Genomic DNA, 16,523 nt, shown 5'->3' with positions numbered 1-16,523 from the left:
TAGTTTTAAATGGCTTTAAAGAATTTACGTCCTAATTGGAAATGCGAAATATCAAAATCAGTATGTCCGTCCAAGGCAAGGTCAGCCATGATTTTCCCTAAAAAAGGAGTGAATTTTGCGGCCCATCCTGTTGCATAGACCACAATGTTTTTATAGTTGGGTACATATCTTGGGGCAAAATCAATCAGCAGTTCCTTATTGGGGATCGTGCTGAGTGCAATCAGACAGGTGGAGGTATATTCCGGTACCGTACTTAATCCCGTCATATGCTCTTTTATCCATTCAGAAGTGTAGGCCAGTTCCTGAGGATTAGGAATTAATGTTCGGTCAGTGGGCTCTTCCAGAGCTTCCATTACAAAGTCAGGTGCCACACGGATATATTCAGGATGATCCCAGTCTACTGACGGGAAACCATAGAACTCGTTACCGTGTTGATCCACTGGATTTTGGAATACAAACCAGGTCGGATACTGTATTGAAGGATCTGTCTTCTTAAAATAAGCTGATGCCATATTCCAGTAGGTGGCTTCTATTTTAAAATCCAGTAAGTTGATGACACTGTTGATATAAGGTCCCGGGATAATGGCCAGTTTTTTAGCGATATAAATTCCGTTGGGAGTTGTGATTTCGAAAAGTTCGCCTACTGATTTAATATCAAGTACAGGAGAATTTTCTTCCAGCTGCACCGTTTCCTCCTGCTTACAAAGACCTAAAAGGGTCTCAATCGTTGCTTTAAAATTGATGCTTGCACCATCCGGCTGAAACAATCCTGTGTAGTTTTCCGGTAAATTTCGAAAATGATATTGATCTTCAATTTCTTTTGCGGTAAGAGTGGTATAAGGAACATCTAAATCTTTCAGAGCTTTCTCAGCCTCTGCAATATTTCCTTCGGTCGAATGCACTTCGGGATCTCCGAACCATAGGGTTCCTACTTTATCAAGCAGTGAGATATTGGCTTCTTTTTCAAGTTCATCCCAATAAGGTTGTGCTTCCAGGGCCATCTTTACCATATATTTGTCCGGATATGGAATTCTGAACTGACGGGAAACACCGGCAGAACTTCCCAGTTGGTTCACAAAAGTAAATTGTTCGAGCACGAGAGTCTTAGCCTTTCGCTTTCCCAGTTGGTTTGCAGTAGCTAAGCCTATGGCGCCGCCGCCAATGACGATGACGTCGTAATTTTCTGTTTTCATAGGTTTTAGTATTAGTTTTTATAAGGTTAAAACAGATAAGAAAAATAAAACAGCAATGCTTTTAAATTCTTACGGCGATTCAACCTAAAAGTCCTATCCTGAAATTGAATACTTAAAGTCAGGGAAAACAATTACCGGCCCTGTTTTTTCGTAGGTTTTAAACACACAACTTTTAAATCATGCACTTGTAACTCGAAAAAAAACGGCCGGTAATTGAATGATATGGACTTGTTTTGATTAAGACTTATTTCTTTTTTTAATGTGATTTACACATAGCATCCCATGTTGTCCAGAAGTGGGCATTAATAGCACCTGGAGGAGGATTTGTACTATCCGCAACAATACCTACCATTGAGGCACAGTTGGAATTACAGCCGATTTCATTATGACTTCCCTGCTGAGGAGGGATCTGGCGCCATGTACCGGTAGAACCGCTTAATAATTCTACTTTAATATCAAAGATTCCAGAAAGATTTGGCGTCTGAATCTGTTTTGTCGGAGCGTCACTTGAAATAGAATCACTCCAGTTTCCCTGTGAGAACGTAACACGCCATTTTGAAATCATTTTGGAAGTATTGTTCTGAGGAGAAAGATAAACCCAGAACTGAGCGCCGTTACCCAATTGAAGTTGGCCGGACGAGTTAGCGATTCCGCTTACGTTTGCTGTTTCCATGTTGAATGTATTTTGGTTGGTTAGTTTTTATTTCTGATGTTTTTCAGCATCTCAGTTGAGGAATTAACCTTCATTGATCATGCTTAATCTGTAGTTCAAAGTAACAAAGAAGGACGCATTTTTTTTAGAGTATAAATGACCAATTACGGTTTAGAGTAGAAATACTTAATTCTGTTGAATCCTGTTTAAACCCTGTATCTTTTCAGGACATTTGCTAGTGAAGGATGAAATACTTTATCTTTGTTTTTCGGGGTTGATGATAAGATGTTAGCCGAAAATACCTTTATGAACAACAATAGTTTCTTACTTTCTGCAAAAGGAATTTGTATTGCAGTTTTTCTTTCCTTAAATACAGTGGTTTATGCTCAGAAGACAGCAGGTATTTCTGCCGTTTCTGAGAAAACGTTAAGTACTATTCTCGAAAAAAACAGAGCCTTTTATACCCAGGGTAAAGTAGCGGATTATATTCCGGAACTGGGAAAAATGGATGCTAAAGCCATTGCTTTTTCGGTAGTGGAAAAGAATGGGAAAGTATTGAATGTAGGAGATGTTCAAAAGAAATTTACCATGCAGAGTATTTCCAAGATCATTGCTTTAATGATTGCTGTTAATGAAAAAGGAGAAGCGAATGTCTTCGAAAAAATGGGCTATTTCGGAACCGATAAACCCTTCAATCATTTTTCCAATCTTGAAACCACAGGCAAGCCCCTGAATCCAATGATGAATGCCGGAGCCATTCTTACTACTTCTTTAATTTCAGGAGACGGTGAAAAACCATTTCAGAAAATTCTGGATATGGTAAGATATATAACCAAAAATCAGACAATTGATTACAGTAAATCCGTTTACGAATCCGAAAAATCTACCGGACACCGTAACCGCGGAATGTTCTACCTGATGAAAAATAACGGTCTTATTACAGGAAATGAAGATCAGCTGGATAATTATTTCAGACAGTGTTCTATTGAAGTAACCGCTGAAGATTTAGCTAAAATAGGGTATTTCTTTGCCAATGAATGTGTTCGTTTTGACGGAGATTCTCAATATAAAAATACGGAAGTAGCCCAGTTAATAGAATCACAGATGCTCACTGCCGGAATGTACGAATTCAGTGGAGAATATACCCGGACTGTAGGTCTTCCGAGCAAGTCAGGTGTTGGAGGAGGAATTACCGTAAGTGTTCCCGGAAAAATGGGAATTGGGGTTTTCAGCCCGGCATTAGATCAGCATGGAAATTCTGCAGCCGGTTATCATATGATCCTGGATTTTGTGAAGCAATATCATCTGAGCCTGTTTTAAAAGAGCATTTGCTTCCCCCTGTATTACACCATTTTGTTTTTCAGATCTTTATACTTTGAACGGCCCACCGGAAGTACTTCACCTGTTTTAATCAGTACTCCATAGCGCGTACCCGGATTGATGATAATCTTTTCGATCTGTTGAAAATGAACCAGATAGGATTTGTGAATGCGTTCAAACCTGTCTGGAAGAAGTTGTTGTAAATGTTCGAGCGATTTGTCATGAAGTTCTTTCTGCCCGTTACTCAGATGCAGTTCCGTGTAAATTCCTGCCCCTTTGATGTAGATCACCTCAGAAATAGCAATCAGACGAACCTGTCCAGCCCTTTTTACAGCAAGGTATTTAATGCCCTCATCCTGTTTTAAGGCAGGACTGACAAACCTGGTCAAAGCCTTAAAAAGCCTCTCCTGATCAAAAGGTTTGGGAACAAAATCAAGAACTCCATAGGCAAAAGCAGTGATTGCCTTATCGATATTGGCAGAAACAATAATCGTGTGAAAAGAAGCAGCCACCATCTGTTCCAATATTTCAAAACCATTATCACCATTCAGGTTCAGGTCCAGTAACAATAAGTCGGGAAGTTGCGTCACAATCTGATCAAGCCCTTGTTGAAGAGAATCACATACAACAATCTCGTGGGTTTTATCTGCAAAAAACTCTGAGGTCATACGCTGTATCCGTTTGGCAATTCTGGCCTCGTCCTCGATGATTAATATATTCATTATTTTAAAATTTGAATGGTAGATATCCAGCCGTTTTCCGTAGAACCCGATTCGAAAGTCCAGTTCTGTCCATAACTTTCAGTCAGTCTTGCTTTGATATACTTAAAACCGTTTCCGCCTGTACGGTCCGTCATGATCTGCCGGTTCTTAGCGATGGTTTCAAAAGCATATTGATGCCCCTCTTTTAATAAAGAATATTGGAGTATAAAATGGATCGTATTTCCGGACAATGGCTCACTGTGGGTAATGCCATTTTCCAGTAGGGTATGAATAACCGCAGGAGGGATCAGCTGTGTTTCATCGATTCCATTCTGTTCCCAGATGTAATTAATCTCTTTTCTAAAACCCATCACAGACAAATGCTGACGGCAGAGTTCCAGTTCTTTGGTTACAGGAATCAGGGTTTGCTCAGAGATGTCATTCATGATATCAAATTCTGCAGCCAGGGCCTGTATAAAGCGGGCTCCTTCTTTGGGTGATTCTTCTACCCAGTCCATCATTGAAGTCAGGGTATTCCTTAAAAAATGAGGCTGGATATTTTTCTTAAGGAGTTCTAATTGAAGCCTTGAAGAAAGCAATACAGCATTCTGATGTTCCGCCTCGATGACACTTGTTCGGATAGAATGAAGATAAAGCATAGACAGTACAATAATGGTAAAACTGATGAACAAACCGAAATCATAAACCACAAATTTATTAACTAATGCACTCGCCAAAAGTGCTGCCAGAGCAATAAAACCTCCTTTTTCTTTTTGGATGATGCCGTTCAGTACTACAATGAAAGCCGCGATCAGCATAGCCAAACTGTAGAGTCTGGCAGTCAGGTCATAGTGTCCGTAATTCCACCAATAAAGGAATAACAGTGCAAGTAACAGTGCACCCATTAACCATTTTCCTTTTCTAAAATTGAACTGAATGATAAAATACCAGGGAACCAGCAGTGCATTTGCAAAAGTGAGCCACCCTATAATCTCCAGTCTTATGAAAAACTCTGAGTAGGGAATAACTACATGAAACTTTAGATACTCCATAATAAGCAGACTAAAAAAAAGAAGGCATATGGTCCCGAATATAAGAATGTCCTTCTGCCTGCGTTTGCTGTTCAGATAAAGAAAAAAATAATAGACTGCCGCGATCAGAAAAGCTCCGGCCATCAGGTTCATATAAGACATTGTGATCAATGGTCTTGTCAGTAATGTGTTGTAATTATTAAGAGTAAATCCGATACTCCGCTGAACTTCAGGATGCAATGCTTGAGAACTGCGCATAGCAACGGTGTGAAGGCCTGGTGAAATCAGATGATCCGGAATCCGGTAATAACTGCATTCGGTTCCCGGTTTTTCAGGATGCCCGTTTTTCGGAAATTCTCCGTTTCTGCCTATCAGTATACCGTCCCAGTATACCTCGAAAGCACCAAAGGAGTCAATCTGAAGTCCGAGAGGCATCAGTTTGTTTTCCACAGGACGAAGGTCAAGGCGTGTTCGTGACCAGAATATCTTATCAGAAGTATTGCCTTTGGTGTCTGACCAGTCCTTATCATTATAGTCTTTAGAAGCCCACGATAAATCGTCACCTAATTGATAAACAGGTACCGGGTCTTCATTTCGGATAATTGGCGTGGCCAATAGGTTAAGCAGTGTTAATAAAAATATTAATTTATGCATAATGTAAAGATACACGGTAATTTGAAAAACCGGATGGTCGTTTGAAAGCCGTTAGAGTTGTTCAGATGTTTCTTCTGTGAATGGCTGTTTCTGCGATTTAAATTTACATCATGAAACAACTAGCCATTATCTTTTTTACGATCCTTTCTGTTCAGTATTCATTGGCACAGAAAGGTCAGATCACCGGAATCATTCATGAAAAACCGGCCGTACCTGTATCTTATGTAACGGTAACATTAAAGGAAAGGGGGGATAAAGCCATTGCTGCAGGTATTTCTGACAGCAAAGGAATATTCAGACTGGAAAGCATTCCGGCCGGAAATTATACCATCAGTTACAGTCTTGCTGGTTTTCAAACCATCAGCATACCTGTAGAACTTAAGTCGGATGAGGTGATCAATATGGGAACAGTCATTTTAGAGTCTGATACAAAACTGTTGCAGGAAGTATCGGTAACAGGGCAGCGTTCATCAGTCAGTTTAAAACTTGATAAAAAGGTTTTCGAGGTAGGGAAGGACGTTCTCTCACAATCGGGGGCTGTAACGGATCTTCTTAATATTGTTCCTTCAGTAAGTGTCAGTCCGGCAGGTGCCATCAGTCTGCGGGGTAACACAAATGTACTGGTATTGATCGACGGACGGCGTACCGGTTTGACTCAGGGTAATGCTCTGGAACAGGTTCCCGCAGATCAGGTGGAACGTGTTGAAGTGATCACCAATCCCTCTTCCAGATTCGATGCAGCCGGTTCCGCAGGGATTATTAATATCATTCTTAAAAAGAATAAAAAAGCAGGCTTCAGCGGACAGCTGCGTCTGGTAGGAGGAATCCCCAATGAAACCCGTATCAGTCCCAGTCTAAGTTATAAATCGGATAAACTGAACCTGTTTGCTACCTACGGCATTCGACTTTCGGATTATGTCGGTTTGTATACGATGAAGCAGTCTTCCCGGCTTTCTGATACGCCTGTTTATCTGAATCAGAGACAGGATGAGAACAGGCACGATGATGCCAAATTACTGTATTTTGGAGCAGACTATAAGATCAACGATCATAATACCATTACCGCTGCTTTTATGCGGAACTCAACCCATGACCATGATAAAACCGAGCTAAACTATTTGTATTCCAATAAAAATGGTGTGATCGACAGCAGCCTCAGCCGAAATGGGGAATCGTGGGAAAGAAGAAGCTATAACCAGCTTGAATTAAATTATACCAAGACCTTCATCAAGGCAGGTAAGAAGCTGACGGTAGATATGCAGTATGATTTCTGGGACAGTGATAAAAACTGGAACCTTACAACCGGCAGAATTTTCCCCAATGCCGCTACCTTACCGATGATCAGGACAAATTCGATGGGAAAGAGTAAAGATTTTATGATTAAAACAGATATGACGCAGCCATTGGACAGTACGTCTACTCTAGAATTTGGATTGAAAATGGAGGATCGCAGGGTAAATAGTGACTTTATTGCAGAGCAGCAGAATTCAGAAGGCTGGGAAATTATTGAACAGATTGATAATCATTTGCTGTATAAAGAATTGATTGGGAGTGCTTACATACAGTTTTCCGGGAAAACCGGAGCTTTAAGCTACCAGGGTGGATTACGGGGAGAACTGACTCATATAGGAATTGAAGACAGATCGGGAAGTTATACCAATGAAAAGAATTACAATCGTCTTTTCCCAACCCTCAACATCAGCTATCGTTTTAATGAACGGGCAACTTTACAGGGCAGTTACAGCAAACGGATCAACAGACCAAGACTGGGGATGATTTATCCTTTTAATGAGTTGACCGATTTGACTAGCCGGTACGTTGGAAATCCAAATCTTAACCCATCATATGCCAACGTGTTTGAATTCACTTTTCTTAAAAACTGGAAAAATATTACCTTCAATCCTTCCTTTTATTACCAGCACAACACAGGAGTTATGGAAGATTATACTTTCCGGAATACAGATGGCCTGTTTATCACGATGCCTGTTAATATCAATAAAGAAACCCGTCAAGGTTTTGAACTTTCTGTACTCTATAATCCTATGAAATGGCTGCAGATCAATACTGAGCTTAATGCCTTTCATTATGAGGAACAAGGGAGTTATCAGAATCAGAGTTTTGATTATTCCGGAAATACATTCACAGCCCGTGTAAGTACCCAGGTGAAGCTAAAGAATAAACTCGCCTTCCAGACGCTCTATAACTTCAGAGGGGCCAATGCTACAGCCCAAACCCGCGCTGATGCTCTGCACAGCATTGATATAGGTTGCAGCAAGACGTTTCTAAAAGACAGAGCAACGTTAATGTTTGATGTGGGTAATCTCTTTGGATTGCGGAAACTTAAAGGAAGAACCATCGGCTCAGATTATGAGATCAGCCAGACCAATATTCCCAATGCTGCAAGATATCGCCTGACGCTCGTCTATCGGTTTAATCAGAAAGATAATCAGACGGTGAGACAGGCTAAAAGTGGAAACAGAAATTAAACACGATATGGTGCATACCAAACTTTGTTCAACTGAAAATTTAATATAATGATTGGTAAAGTTTAAATAACTATAATACCTAAATTTGCCCCTGCGCATATCACTTAAAAAAATGAAAGATGGCAGATGCAATACAAATTTTAAAAGACTTTGTTGAAGGTACAGTTTCAGATCAGGAATTTCAGCAGCAGCTTTATGCTAATCCTGATTTGGAAAAATTACTTTCCGATCCGTCAATGAATTGGCAAGGCACTTATCTAAAAGATACCACTGTTTTTTTGTATCTGGCCGAACAGGATTATACAAATGCAGAGGGAAGGCTCAATGCTCAGGGAACCGCAAAATTATTTTTAAGCAAAATGGGAATTGACGCCACTGTGTCAACCCGGATTGCTGATGAGTATGATGCAGTACTGGATACCCGTCCAAAATATGTAGATGCTGAAGCAGATTTTATTGAAAAGCACATCCTTCCAAAAGACAAAACACTTTCAAAATCTGACCAAAAGAAATATATAAAGCAAAGGTATTCCCAGCTTTTTAAATATCAGACAAAGCCTCCAGGATGGATACAGAACCCCGTGTGGCCCATCAAAAACGATCGACCCCTCTATTTTCTGGGGCAGATTGAAATTAAAAAAGGAGACCTGTTCCACGATGGAGGATGGGTCTACCTTTTTATTGATAATGAAACAGGAACTGTAGAAACTGTTAGGCAACTGTACTGATCATGAGCATATCTTTCCTCTCTACATTTTCTTAGCCTGTTTAGCGGTTTCAACGGTTTCCTGATTAAGGTATTTATTTTTCATTCATTATTGATTTAATTGACATCAAAAATAGAAGATAGAAAAACAGAAGGGGTATGGGATTCCGTAATTTTTAAAATATATTTTATTCTTGATCTGCATTAAAAAATATACCTGAAGACAGAGTTCAATTGATTGTGTACTTTCTGTTCAAAAATCCACCAATTCTTTTAATGTTCTTATTTTCAAAATGTTGCTTTTTATTTAAAGTGTTTTTTTTTCCAAAATCATCTGGAATTTTGAAAAAAAAATATTTTCTCCTGAATAACATCAGCTTTTGTATCACATGACGAAAGTCAGTTTTTTTAGATTTCATGCGCTTTTATTCGTGTGTTATATTTTTGTAATATTGAAAAAATAATTCTCTTATTTTTGAAATATTATGTTTTTTATTTTTATATTTGCTTTCATTATTCAAGTATAAACACTTATAATTGAATCGCATAGACTGTACCGTATTATTTCTGAAAATTAGAAATATATGCCATATATTTTAATAGTATTTGAATTCATAATAATTTATTGTTAAAAAATTATTATCAATTTTCATTTATGGTTAAAAATGTAATATAAATTCATTATTTTTATTCCCTCATAACTGATATATGCTTTTGAAGCCGAAAGGCTGGCGTAGTTATGGAGTTTCTAACTATTATCTCAATATCATAAATGCCATGAAAAACTTAACCATTATTGGATTAACGCCTTTTGAAAAGCCGGATGTCAAGCTTATGCAAACATTGCATCAGGCCGGTGCGTTCCCCGTTCTAAGCTTAGGACATGACTTAACTGCCGCTCAGGAAGCGCTGGATGAACTTGATCATATAGATATTCCTTCTTACGGTATTTATCTTTCCAATGACCAATGTACTTCCCTGCATATTCCGCAAAAAGTCAGGATGGCAATCCTTCCGTTGGGTTCTTCAATAAGTACCGCACCGGATCTGCCCTCTGTTTATCAGGTTACCAGCCTGGATGAAGCCAGAATGGCTGAACAGTCGGGAGCAGAAGGAATCATTATAAAAGGAAATGAAGCAGGGGGACTGGTAGGCTACGAATCCACATTTGTACTGTTCCAGCGTGTCATCAAAGAAATTAAAACAATACCGGTTTGGGTGCAGGGTGGGATAGGACTCCACACCGCTGCTGCTGTAAAAGCCCTCGGTGCAACAGGCGTTGTACTGGATAGTCAGCTTGCCTTATTCCCGGAAACGGCTGTTCCTGAAAATATAAAAGAACTCTGTTCAAAACTTAATGGAACAGAAGCTAAAATTATTGCCGGCCATCGTGTATTGGTACGACCAAATTCACCTGTATTACCGGAAAATGTAAATGCCGAAGAACTGAAAAAGTATTTCAATGGTTTTGACCTGGATAGGAATTATATCCCGATGGGTCAGGATATTTCATTGGCTACTGATCTTTATGAAGATTTCAAAAGTCTGAAAAAAATGGTCTTTGGATTCAGGGAAGCAATGTTTGGGCATCTGAAGCAGGCTAAAGCATTGGAGGTGATCAGTGAAAATAATATAATGGCTAAAAAATTAGGCCTCCGCTATCCGATCGCACAGGGTCCTATGACCAGAGTGAGTGATGTTCCGTTATTTGCCAATGCGGTAGCAGAAGCGGGAGCTTTGCCTTTTGTTGCTTTATCTTTATTAAAAGGAGAGGCTGCGAAATCTTTGGTGATGGAAACTAAACAACTGGCCGGAGAAAAAACATGGGGTGTCGGTATTTTGGGATTTGCACCTCAGGAATTGAGAGAAGAACAGACCTCCTATATATTAGAAGCCAAACCTTCCGTAGTTCTTATTGCCGGAGGAAGACCTGCACAGGCCAAAATATTTGAAAAGGCAGGAATTACAACATTCCTTCATGTTCCTTCTCCTGCGTTGCTTGATATCTTCTTAAAAGAAGGAGCTACGAATTTCATCTTTGAAGGACGTGAATGCGGAGGACATGTAGGTCCTCTGTCAAGTATGGTGCTTTGGGAAAAGCAGATTGAGCGTATTCTGAAAGAAGAGCATCCTGAGAACATCAGTGTATTTTTTGCCGGAGGAATCCATAATGCATTTTCAACCGCTTTCGTTTCTATCATGGCGGCTCCTTTAGCAGCCAGAGGAGTAAAAGTAGGTGTGTTAATAGGAACTGCCTATCTCTATACAGAGGAAGCGGTACAAACCGGAGCGATCCAGAAGGAATTCCAGGTACAGGCGATGCAGGCCAAAGATACCGTTTTGCTGGAGACTGCACCGGGACACGAAACCCGTTGTCTGAATACAGCTTTTGCTAAACATTTCAGTACTGAAAAAACGAAACTTCTCGCTGCCGGAATGGATAAAAAAGAAGTTTGGGAACAGCTTGAAAAATTAAATGTAGGCCGTCTTCGAATTGCCGCAAAAGGAATCGACCGTCAGGGAGATAAGTTGGTCAACATCCCTAAAAGCGAACAGCTTGATCTGGGCATGTACATGATCGGACAGGTGGCAACCATGCAAAACAGGGTCATCTCACTTGCCACACTGCATCAGAATGTAAGTATTGACAATTATAAATATATTGAAGAGGCAGCTTTGCCGGAAGAACCTAAGTCCACCGAAAAACCATTAGACGTGGCTATTATAGGAATGGAATGTATTTTCCCCGGAGCTAAAAATATGGAAGAATTCTGGCGCAACATCATCTTAGGAAGAGACAGCGTGACCGAAGTACCTGATGAACGGTGGAATAAAGATCTTTATTACCATCCCGATTCAGACGGACCGGATGTTTCCCACTCCAAGTGGGGCGGATTTATTCCGAAAATTGATTTCGATCCTCTGGCATTTGGTATTCCTCCCCAATCTCTTGCCGCCATTGAACCAACACAGCTATTGACCTTATTGGTTGCCAAGCGTGCTATGGATGATGCAGGATATGGCGAAAAGCATGTCAACAGAGAAAATATATCTGTTATTATAGGAGCTGAAGGAGGGAATGACCTGGCCAACAGCTATAGTTTCAGAGGATACTATAAACAGGTTTTCGGAGAACTTCATGAAGAGGTGAAACAGGCGTTTCCGCATACTACAGAAGATTCGTTCCCGGGTATTTTGGCGAATGTAATCGCAGGTAGGATTACGAACCGTTTAGATCTTGGAGGAAGAAATTTCACCGTAGATGCAGCGTGTGCTTCCTCTTTAGCTGCTATTGATCTGGCCTGTCAGGAACTGATATTAGGAAAATCCGATATGGTTCTTGCCGGTGGAGCAGATTTGCATAACGGGATCAATGATTTCCTGATGTTCTCCAGTACTCACGCGCTGTCCAGAAAAGGACGATGTGCCACATTTGACGGTGATGCTGATGGTATCGCTCTGGGTGAAGGAGTTGCTATTCTTGTCTTAAAAAGATATGAAGACGCAGTACGTGATGGCGATCGTATTTATTCTGTAATTAAAGGAGTTGGAGGATCGAGTGACGGAAAAGCACTGGGTCTTACAGCACCGAGAAAAATAGGGCAGGTGCGGGCTTTGGAGCGCGCGTATTCCCAGGCAGGGATCAGTCCTGCTTCAGTTGGTTTGGTAGAGGCTCACGGTACAGGAACTGTAGTGGGAGACAAGACCGAACTGAGTGCCTTGACGAATTTATTCAGCCGTTCAGGAGCTGTTCCCGGGCAAACCCATTTAGGCTCTGTCAAAACCCAGATCGGGCATACCAAATGTGCAGCAGGATTGGCCGGACTTATCAAGGCATCCCTTGCGGTATATCACGGGGTGAAACCACCAACCCTTCATTTACAGCACCCGAATGCTTACTATAATGCCCAAACCAGTCCCTTCGCTTTTTATGCGGAAAGTGGATTGTGGGGCGAGAAAAACCGTTATGCAGGAATCAGTGCTTTTGGATTTGGAGGAACTAATTTCCATACCGTTATTGCCAATCATCCAAAAGAAGACGATTCTGCGGTATTGCAATCCTGGCCGTCGGAATTATTTGTGTTCCGGGGCGAGACGTATGAAGAGGCTAAAATTCAACTGTCTCAGATCAAATCTCTCTTAGAAGTCAACGGTGACATTCCGTTAAAAGATATGGCTTACAGTTTAGCGGTTGGTTCAGAAAAACCAATCCAGTTAAGCATTGTTGCCGATACCGCCGAACATTTGATGATGAACATCGAGCTGGCATTATCAGGAATTGAAAGCAAAGATACCTTTACAGTCAATAAACGCGATGGTAAAGTAGCCTTCCTGTTTCCGGGACAGGGCAGTCAGAGAATCAATATGGCCCGCGACCTGTTCGTGGCTTTTCCGGCGATGCGTCAACTGATTGATGGATATCCTGATCTGGAAAAAGTCGTTTTCCCTTCAGCTGCATTTGATGAAACAGCTTTAAAACTACAGAAAGAAACCATTAAAGATACCCGCCTGGCTCAGCCTGTTTTAGGAATTGTTGACCTTGCTCTTGCCAAATTCCTGAAATCACTGGACATTGTTCCGGATATGGTGGCAGGTCACAGTTATGGTGAATTACCAGCCTTATGTTTTGCCGGAGTTTTCGAAGAAGAAAAACTGGTTGAGCTGAGCATTCAAAGAGCTCATGCCATTCTGGATTCGGTGGAGGGAGGTGATCCGGGTACCATGATTGCGGTAAGCACCACAAGAGAACAGCTGCAGCCGATTTTAGCAAAGACAGAAGACTGCTATCCGGTCAATTATAACGCTCCGTCCCAATGTGTTGTGGCAGGAACTACACCAGCCATCAACAAATTAATGGAAACGCTTAAGCAGGAACGTATTTCTGCTAAAAAATTAGAAGTAGCCTGCGCATTCCACAGTCCGTTACTGGCTAAATCCAAAGGCTTATATGATGAGGTCCTGAAAGAGGTTGCCTTCAGTGAAATGCAGATTCCTGTCTGGTCAAATACCACTGCAGAAATTTATCCGGCAACAGTCTCAGAAATTAAAGAAAGACTGACGGATCACCTGGTGCAGCCTGTGAGATTTGTAGAAGAAATTCAGGCCATGTATGCTGATGGAGCTAGAATATTCATTGAGGTAGGACCCGGAAAAGTACTTTCGGGATTGACCAAATCGTGTTTGGAGAAAGATCATTTGATCCTGTATGCAGAAGACAGCAACCGAAACAAAATCAGTCATCTTCTCTCTATGCTGGCACAATATCTGGGAACAGGCCGAAGCTTTAGCATTGAAAAACTTTTCGATGGCCGTAATGCCAGACTGATCCAGATGGACCAGCCCGAACTGTATAAAAAAAATCCAGCCATCTGGCGTGTGAACGGACAGGCGGCACATCCAACTACAGGTAATCTGCCTGCCAATGGTGCATTACCAATATTAACTCCTATTGCCATGAACAATTTTACACCAAACCAACAGGCACCCATAGCCGAACATCAGCCTGCTGCTGAACGTATGCTGCAGGAATATTTAAATACCATGAAACAGCTGATCCAGGCACAGCGTGATGTGATGCTTTCCTTCCTGGGACAGAATCCGCAGATTAGTCCTGCCCCTGTTTATGCAGCATCAGTATCTGTCCCAGCAAATGAGCGTCTGGTTACCATTCCTGCACAGCCAATCCATATAGAAAAACCAGCGGTTACTGCTGTAAAACAGGCTCCGGTAAAAGATATTAAAACTTTATTGCTGCAGGTTGTAAGCGATAAAACCGGATATCCTCAGGAAATGCTGGGTATGGAAATGGACCTTGAGGCTGACCTGAGTATTGACTCGATCAAAAGGGTTGAGATCATAGGAACCCTTCGCAGTGAGCTGGGATCGCTTACGACGGATAATGCCAATGAAGATACGGTCATGGAAAAATTGGCATCGATCAAAACCTTAAGCGGTTTGGTTTCATGGCTTACTGAATGCGCTGGAACCACAGCTTCTCCTGAGCAAAATATACCTGCAGAAACCAAAACAGCAGAGCCACAGGAAAAATCAGCATTCTCCCTTGAAGAACTTCAGAATGTCATTCTGGATATCGTAAGTGAAAAAACAGGATATCCGAAAGAAATGCTGGGCCTCGATCTTGATCTGGAAGCTGACCTGAGCATCGATTCCATCAAACGTATGGAAATTATCGCCGATCTTAAAACCAGAATTGGTTTTGGGGAAGGTATGGATCAGGCCGACGATCTTATGGAGAAACTGGCCGCTATTAAAACATTAAAGGGACTGGCATCATGGATCAGCGAGATGAGCGGAAACACTGATGCCGAACCGGTACAGAATCTGTTATCACGCCTTCGTTTTGATCTTACTCCAACCAATGTTTCTACAGAACAGAATACTGAAATCTTAAGAGGAAAGCATTTTGCGATCACACAGGATAACAGCCCGCAAACCATGGCCATCAAAAATGCCCTTGAAAAGCATGGTGCCATCGCAGAATTGGTGGATACGCATCAGGATCTGACCGATTTTGACGGACTCATCATTCTGGATCTCTTTTCGTCAACGGTAAAGCACAGCATCATCGATCATGTGGACCAGATTAAAAAACTGGATCTTGACAAAGCTCAATGGGTGTATCTGATATCAGATATTCCGGCCCATATTCAGGAACTGACAGATACCCGTCTTCTGCGCCACTATAAAGGCTATCCGGGACTTTTCAAAAGTCTGGCGAGAGAGTTTGAAAAGACTTCATGCAGGCTCATCAGTCTGAGTACGCCACAGGAAGTCGATCAGATTACTGAGATTGCTTTAAAAGAAATATTAACCACCGATACACCTTCAGAGGTCATTTACAAACATGATCAAAGGCATAAAGTGGATATCATACCGTCCCCGTTATCCACCAGCCTTGAAGAAGCGCACATTCAATTAGATCAGGAATCTGTTGTCTTAGTGCTTGGAGGAGGACAGGGAATCACTTCTGAACTCGTAAAACATATGTCCGGAGCATATCCGTGTACCTATATTCTTGTGGGCAGATCGGCAGATCCGAGAGATGTCCTGGCAGATCTTAAAGAAGTGGAAGCCATGAAAACCAAGGAAGAAATAAGAAGTTATCTGATCAAAACCGGAACATTCACTTCTCCTGCTGAGATAGAAAAAGAAACCGTAAGAATCTTCAAAAACAATCAGATCCTTCGTACCATCCGGGATATGGAGCAAATGGGAAGTAAGGTGGTGTACCAATCCTTAGACCTTTGCGACGAGGAAGGATTATCAGGTTTAGTCAAAAATATTTATGAAAAATACAACCGTTTAGACGGAGTCATTCATGGAGCAGGTCTTTTAGAGGATAAACTGTTCAGACAGAAAACATCAAGCTCATTTGAACGTGTTTTTGATACCAAAGTAAAACCGCTTCGTGTCCTTGCAGAACAGCTTCGTGCAGACTGTCAGTTTGTGGTGCTCTTCTCAAGTATTGCTTCAGTATACGGAAATAAAGGTCAGACCGATTATGCGGCAGCCAACTCCGTACTGGATGATTACGCGAAAGCTTTAAACAAAAAATTAAAAGGAAAAGTAATTTCTATCAACTGGGGCCCGTGGAAAGGAGCCGGAATGGTTTCGTCGACACTGGAAACAGAATATGAACGTCGCGGTATTTCTTTAATTCCACTGGATCAGGGAAAAGAAATTTTTCTTAACGAGATCAAATACGGAACCGAAAGTCAGGTATTGATCATGTCAGGAAACAATTGGTAAACCTCTGTAT

General features: G+C 41.3%; 8 protein-coding genes. 4 read left to right on the top strand and 4 right to left on the bottom strand.

The window, feature by feature from the left end; translation table 11 throughout:
* Positions 1-5: 5 nt before the first annotated feature.
* A complete protein-coding gene (locus IW16_RS22155) occupies positions 6-1,193 on the bottom strand; it encodes an FAD-dependent oxidoreductase (RefSeq protein ID WP_034749861.1) in 1,188 nt (395 codons plus the stop codon).
* A gap of 256 nt (positions 1,194-1,449) precedes the next feature.
* Positions 1,450-1,866: a hypothetical protein gene (locus tag IW16_RS22150; RefSeq protein WP_034749860.1), complete on the bottom strand. Its 417-nt coding sequence runs from the start codon at positions 1,864-1,866 to the stop codon at positions 1,450-1,452.
* Between the two features lie 285 nt (positions 1,867-2,151).
* On the opposite strand from IW16_RS22150, the gene glsA reads away from it, so the two are divergent.
* Positions 2,152-3,165, top strand: coding sequence for a glutaminase A (gene glsA, locus IW16_RS22145; RefSeq protein WP_034749979.1), 1,014 nt, complete (start codon positions 2,152-2,154; stop codon positions 3,163-3,165).
* 23 nt (positions 3,166-3,188) lie between these two features.
* On the opposite strand, the gene IW16_RS22140 is transcribed toward glsA, so the two are convergent.
* Both IW16_RS22140 and IW16_RS22135 read right to left on the bottom strand, forming a co-directional pair.
* Positions 3,189-3,887: a LytR/AlgR family response regulator transcription factor gene (locus IW16_RS22140; RefSeq protein ID WP_034749857.1), complete on the bottom strand. Its 699-nt coding sequence runs from the start codon at positions 3,885-3,887 to the stop codon at positions 3,189-3,191.
* Positions 3,887-5,551 carry a histidine kinase gene (locus IW16_RS22135; RefSeq protein WP_034749854.1) on the bottom strand — a complete coding sequence of 555 codons (1,665 nt, stop codon included), beginning with the start codon at positions 5,549-5,551 and terminating at the stop codon, positions 3,887-3,889. The genes IW16_RS22140 and IW16_RS22135 overlap by 1 nt, the downstream gene beginning before the upstream one ends.
* A gap of 110 nt (positions 5,552-5,661) precedes the next feature.
* Between IW16_RS22135 and IW16_RS22130 the strand changes: the two genes are divergently transcribed.
* The 3 genes from IW16_RS22130 to IW16_RS22115 all read left to right on the top strand — a co-directional run bounded on the left by IW16_RS22130 (position 5,662) and on the right by IW16_RS22115 (position 16,513).
* On the top strand, positions 5,662-8,037 hold the full coding sequence (locus IW16_RS22130; RefSeq protein WP_034749851.1) for an outer membrane beta-barrel family protein: 2,376 nt from the start codon (positions 5,662-5,664) through the stop codon (positions 8,035-8,037).
* 119 nt (positions 8,038-8,156) lie between these two features.
* Entirely contained in the window at positions 8,157-8,765 is a 609-nt protein-coding gene (locus tag IW16_RS22125) for a hypothetical protein (protein WP_034749848.1), read from the top strand.
* Between the two features lie 755 nt (positions 8,766-9,520).
* A complete protein-coding gene (locus tag IW16_RS22115; protein ID WP_034749976.1) occupies positions 9,521-16,513 on the top strand; it encodes a type I polyketide synthase in 6,993 nt (2,330 codons plus the stop codon).
* Positions 16,514-16,523 lie beyond the last annotated feature (10 nt).

The organism is Chryseobacterium vrystaatense (assembly GCF_000737765.1).
GTDB lineage: Bacteria > Bacteroidota > Bacteroidia > Flavobacteriales > Weeksellaceae > Chryseobacterium > Chryseobacterium vrystaatense.
The sequence above is the reverse complement of the archived record's forward strand: the minus strand, read 5'-3'. Positions and strand labels throughout refer to the sequence as shown.

Bases quoted from the DNA above. Each gene is read 5' to 3' on its own strand.
- IW16_RS22125 (WP_034749848.1), top strand. From the start codon at position 8,157: ATGGCAGATGCAATACAAATTTTAAAAGACTTTGTTGAAGGTACAGTT.
- IW16_RS22140 (WP_034749857.1), bottom strand. From the start codon at position 3,887: ATGAATATATTAATCATCGAGGACGAGGCCAGAATTGCCAAACGGATA.
- IW16_RS22130 (WP_034749851.1), top strand. From the start codon at position 5,662: ATGAAACAACTAGCCATTATCTTTTTTACGATCCTTTCTGTTCAGTAT.
- IW16_RS22150 (WP_034749860.1), bottom strand. From the start codon at position 1,866: ATGGAAACAGCAAACGTAAGCGGAATCGCTAACTCGTCCGGCCAACTT.
- IW16_RS22155 (WP_034749861.1), bottom strand. From the start codon at position 1,193: ATGAAAACAGAAAATTACGACGTCATCGTCATTGGCGGCGGCGCCATA.
- glsA (WP_034749979.1), top strand. From the start codon at position 2,152: ATGAACAACAATAGTTTCTTACTTTCTGCAAAAGGAATTTGTATTGCA.
- IW16_RS22135 (WP_034749854.1), bottom strand. From the start codon at position 5,551: ATGCATAAATTAATATTTTTATTAACACTGCTTAACCTATTGGCCACG.
- IW16_RS22115 (WP_034749976.1), top strand. From the start codon at position 9,521: ATGAAAAACTTAACCATTATTGGATTAACGCCTTTTGAAAAGCCGGAT.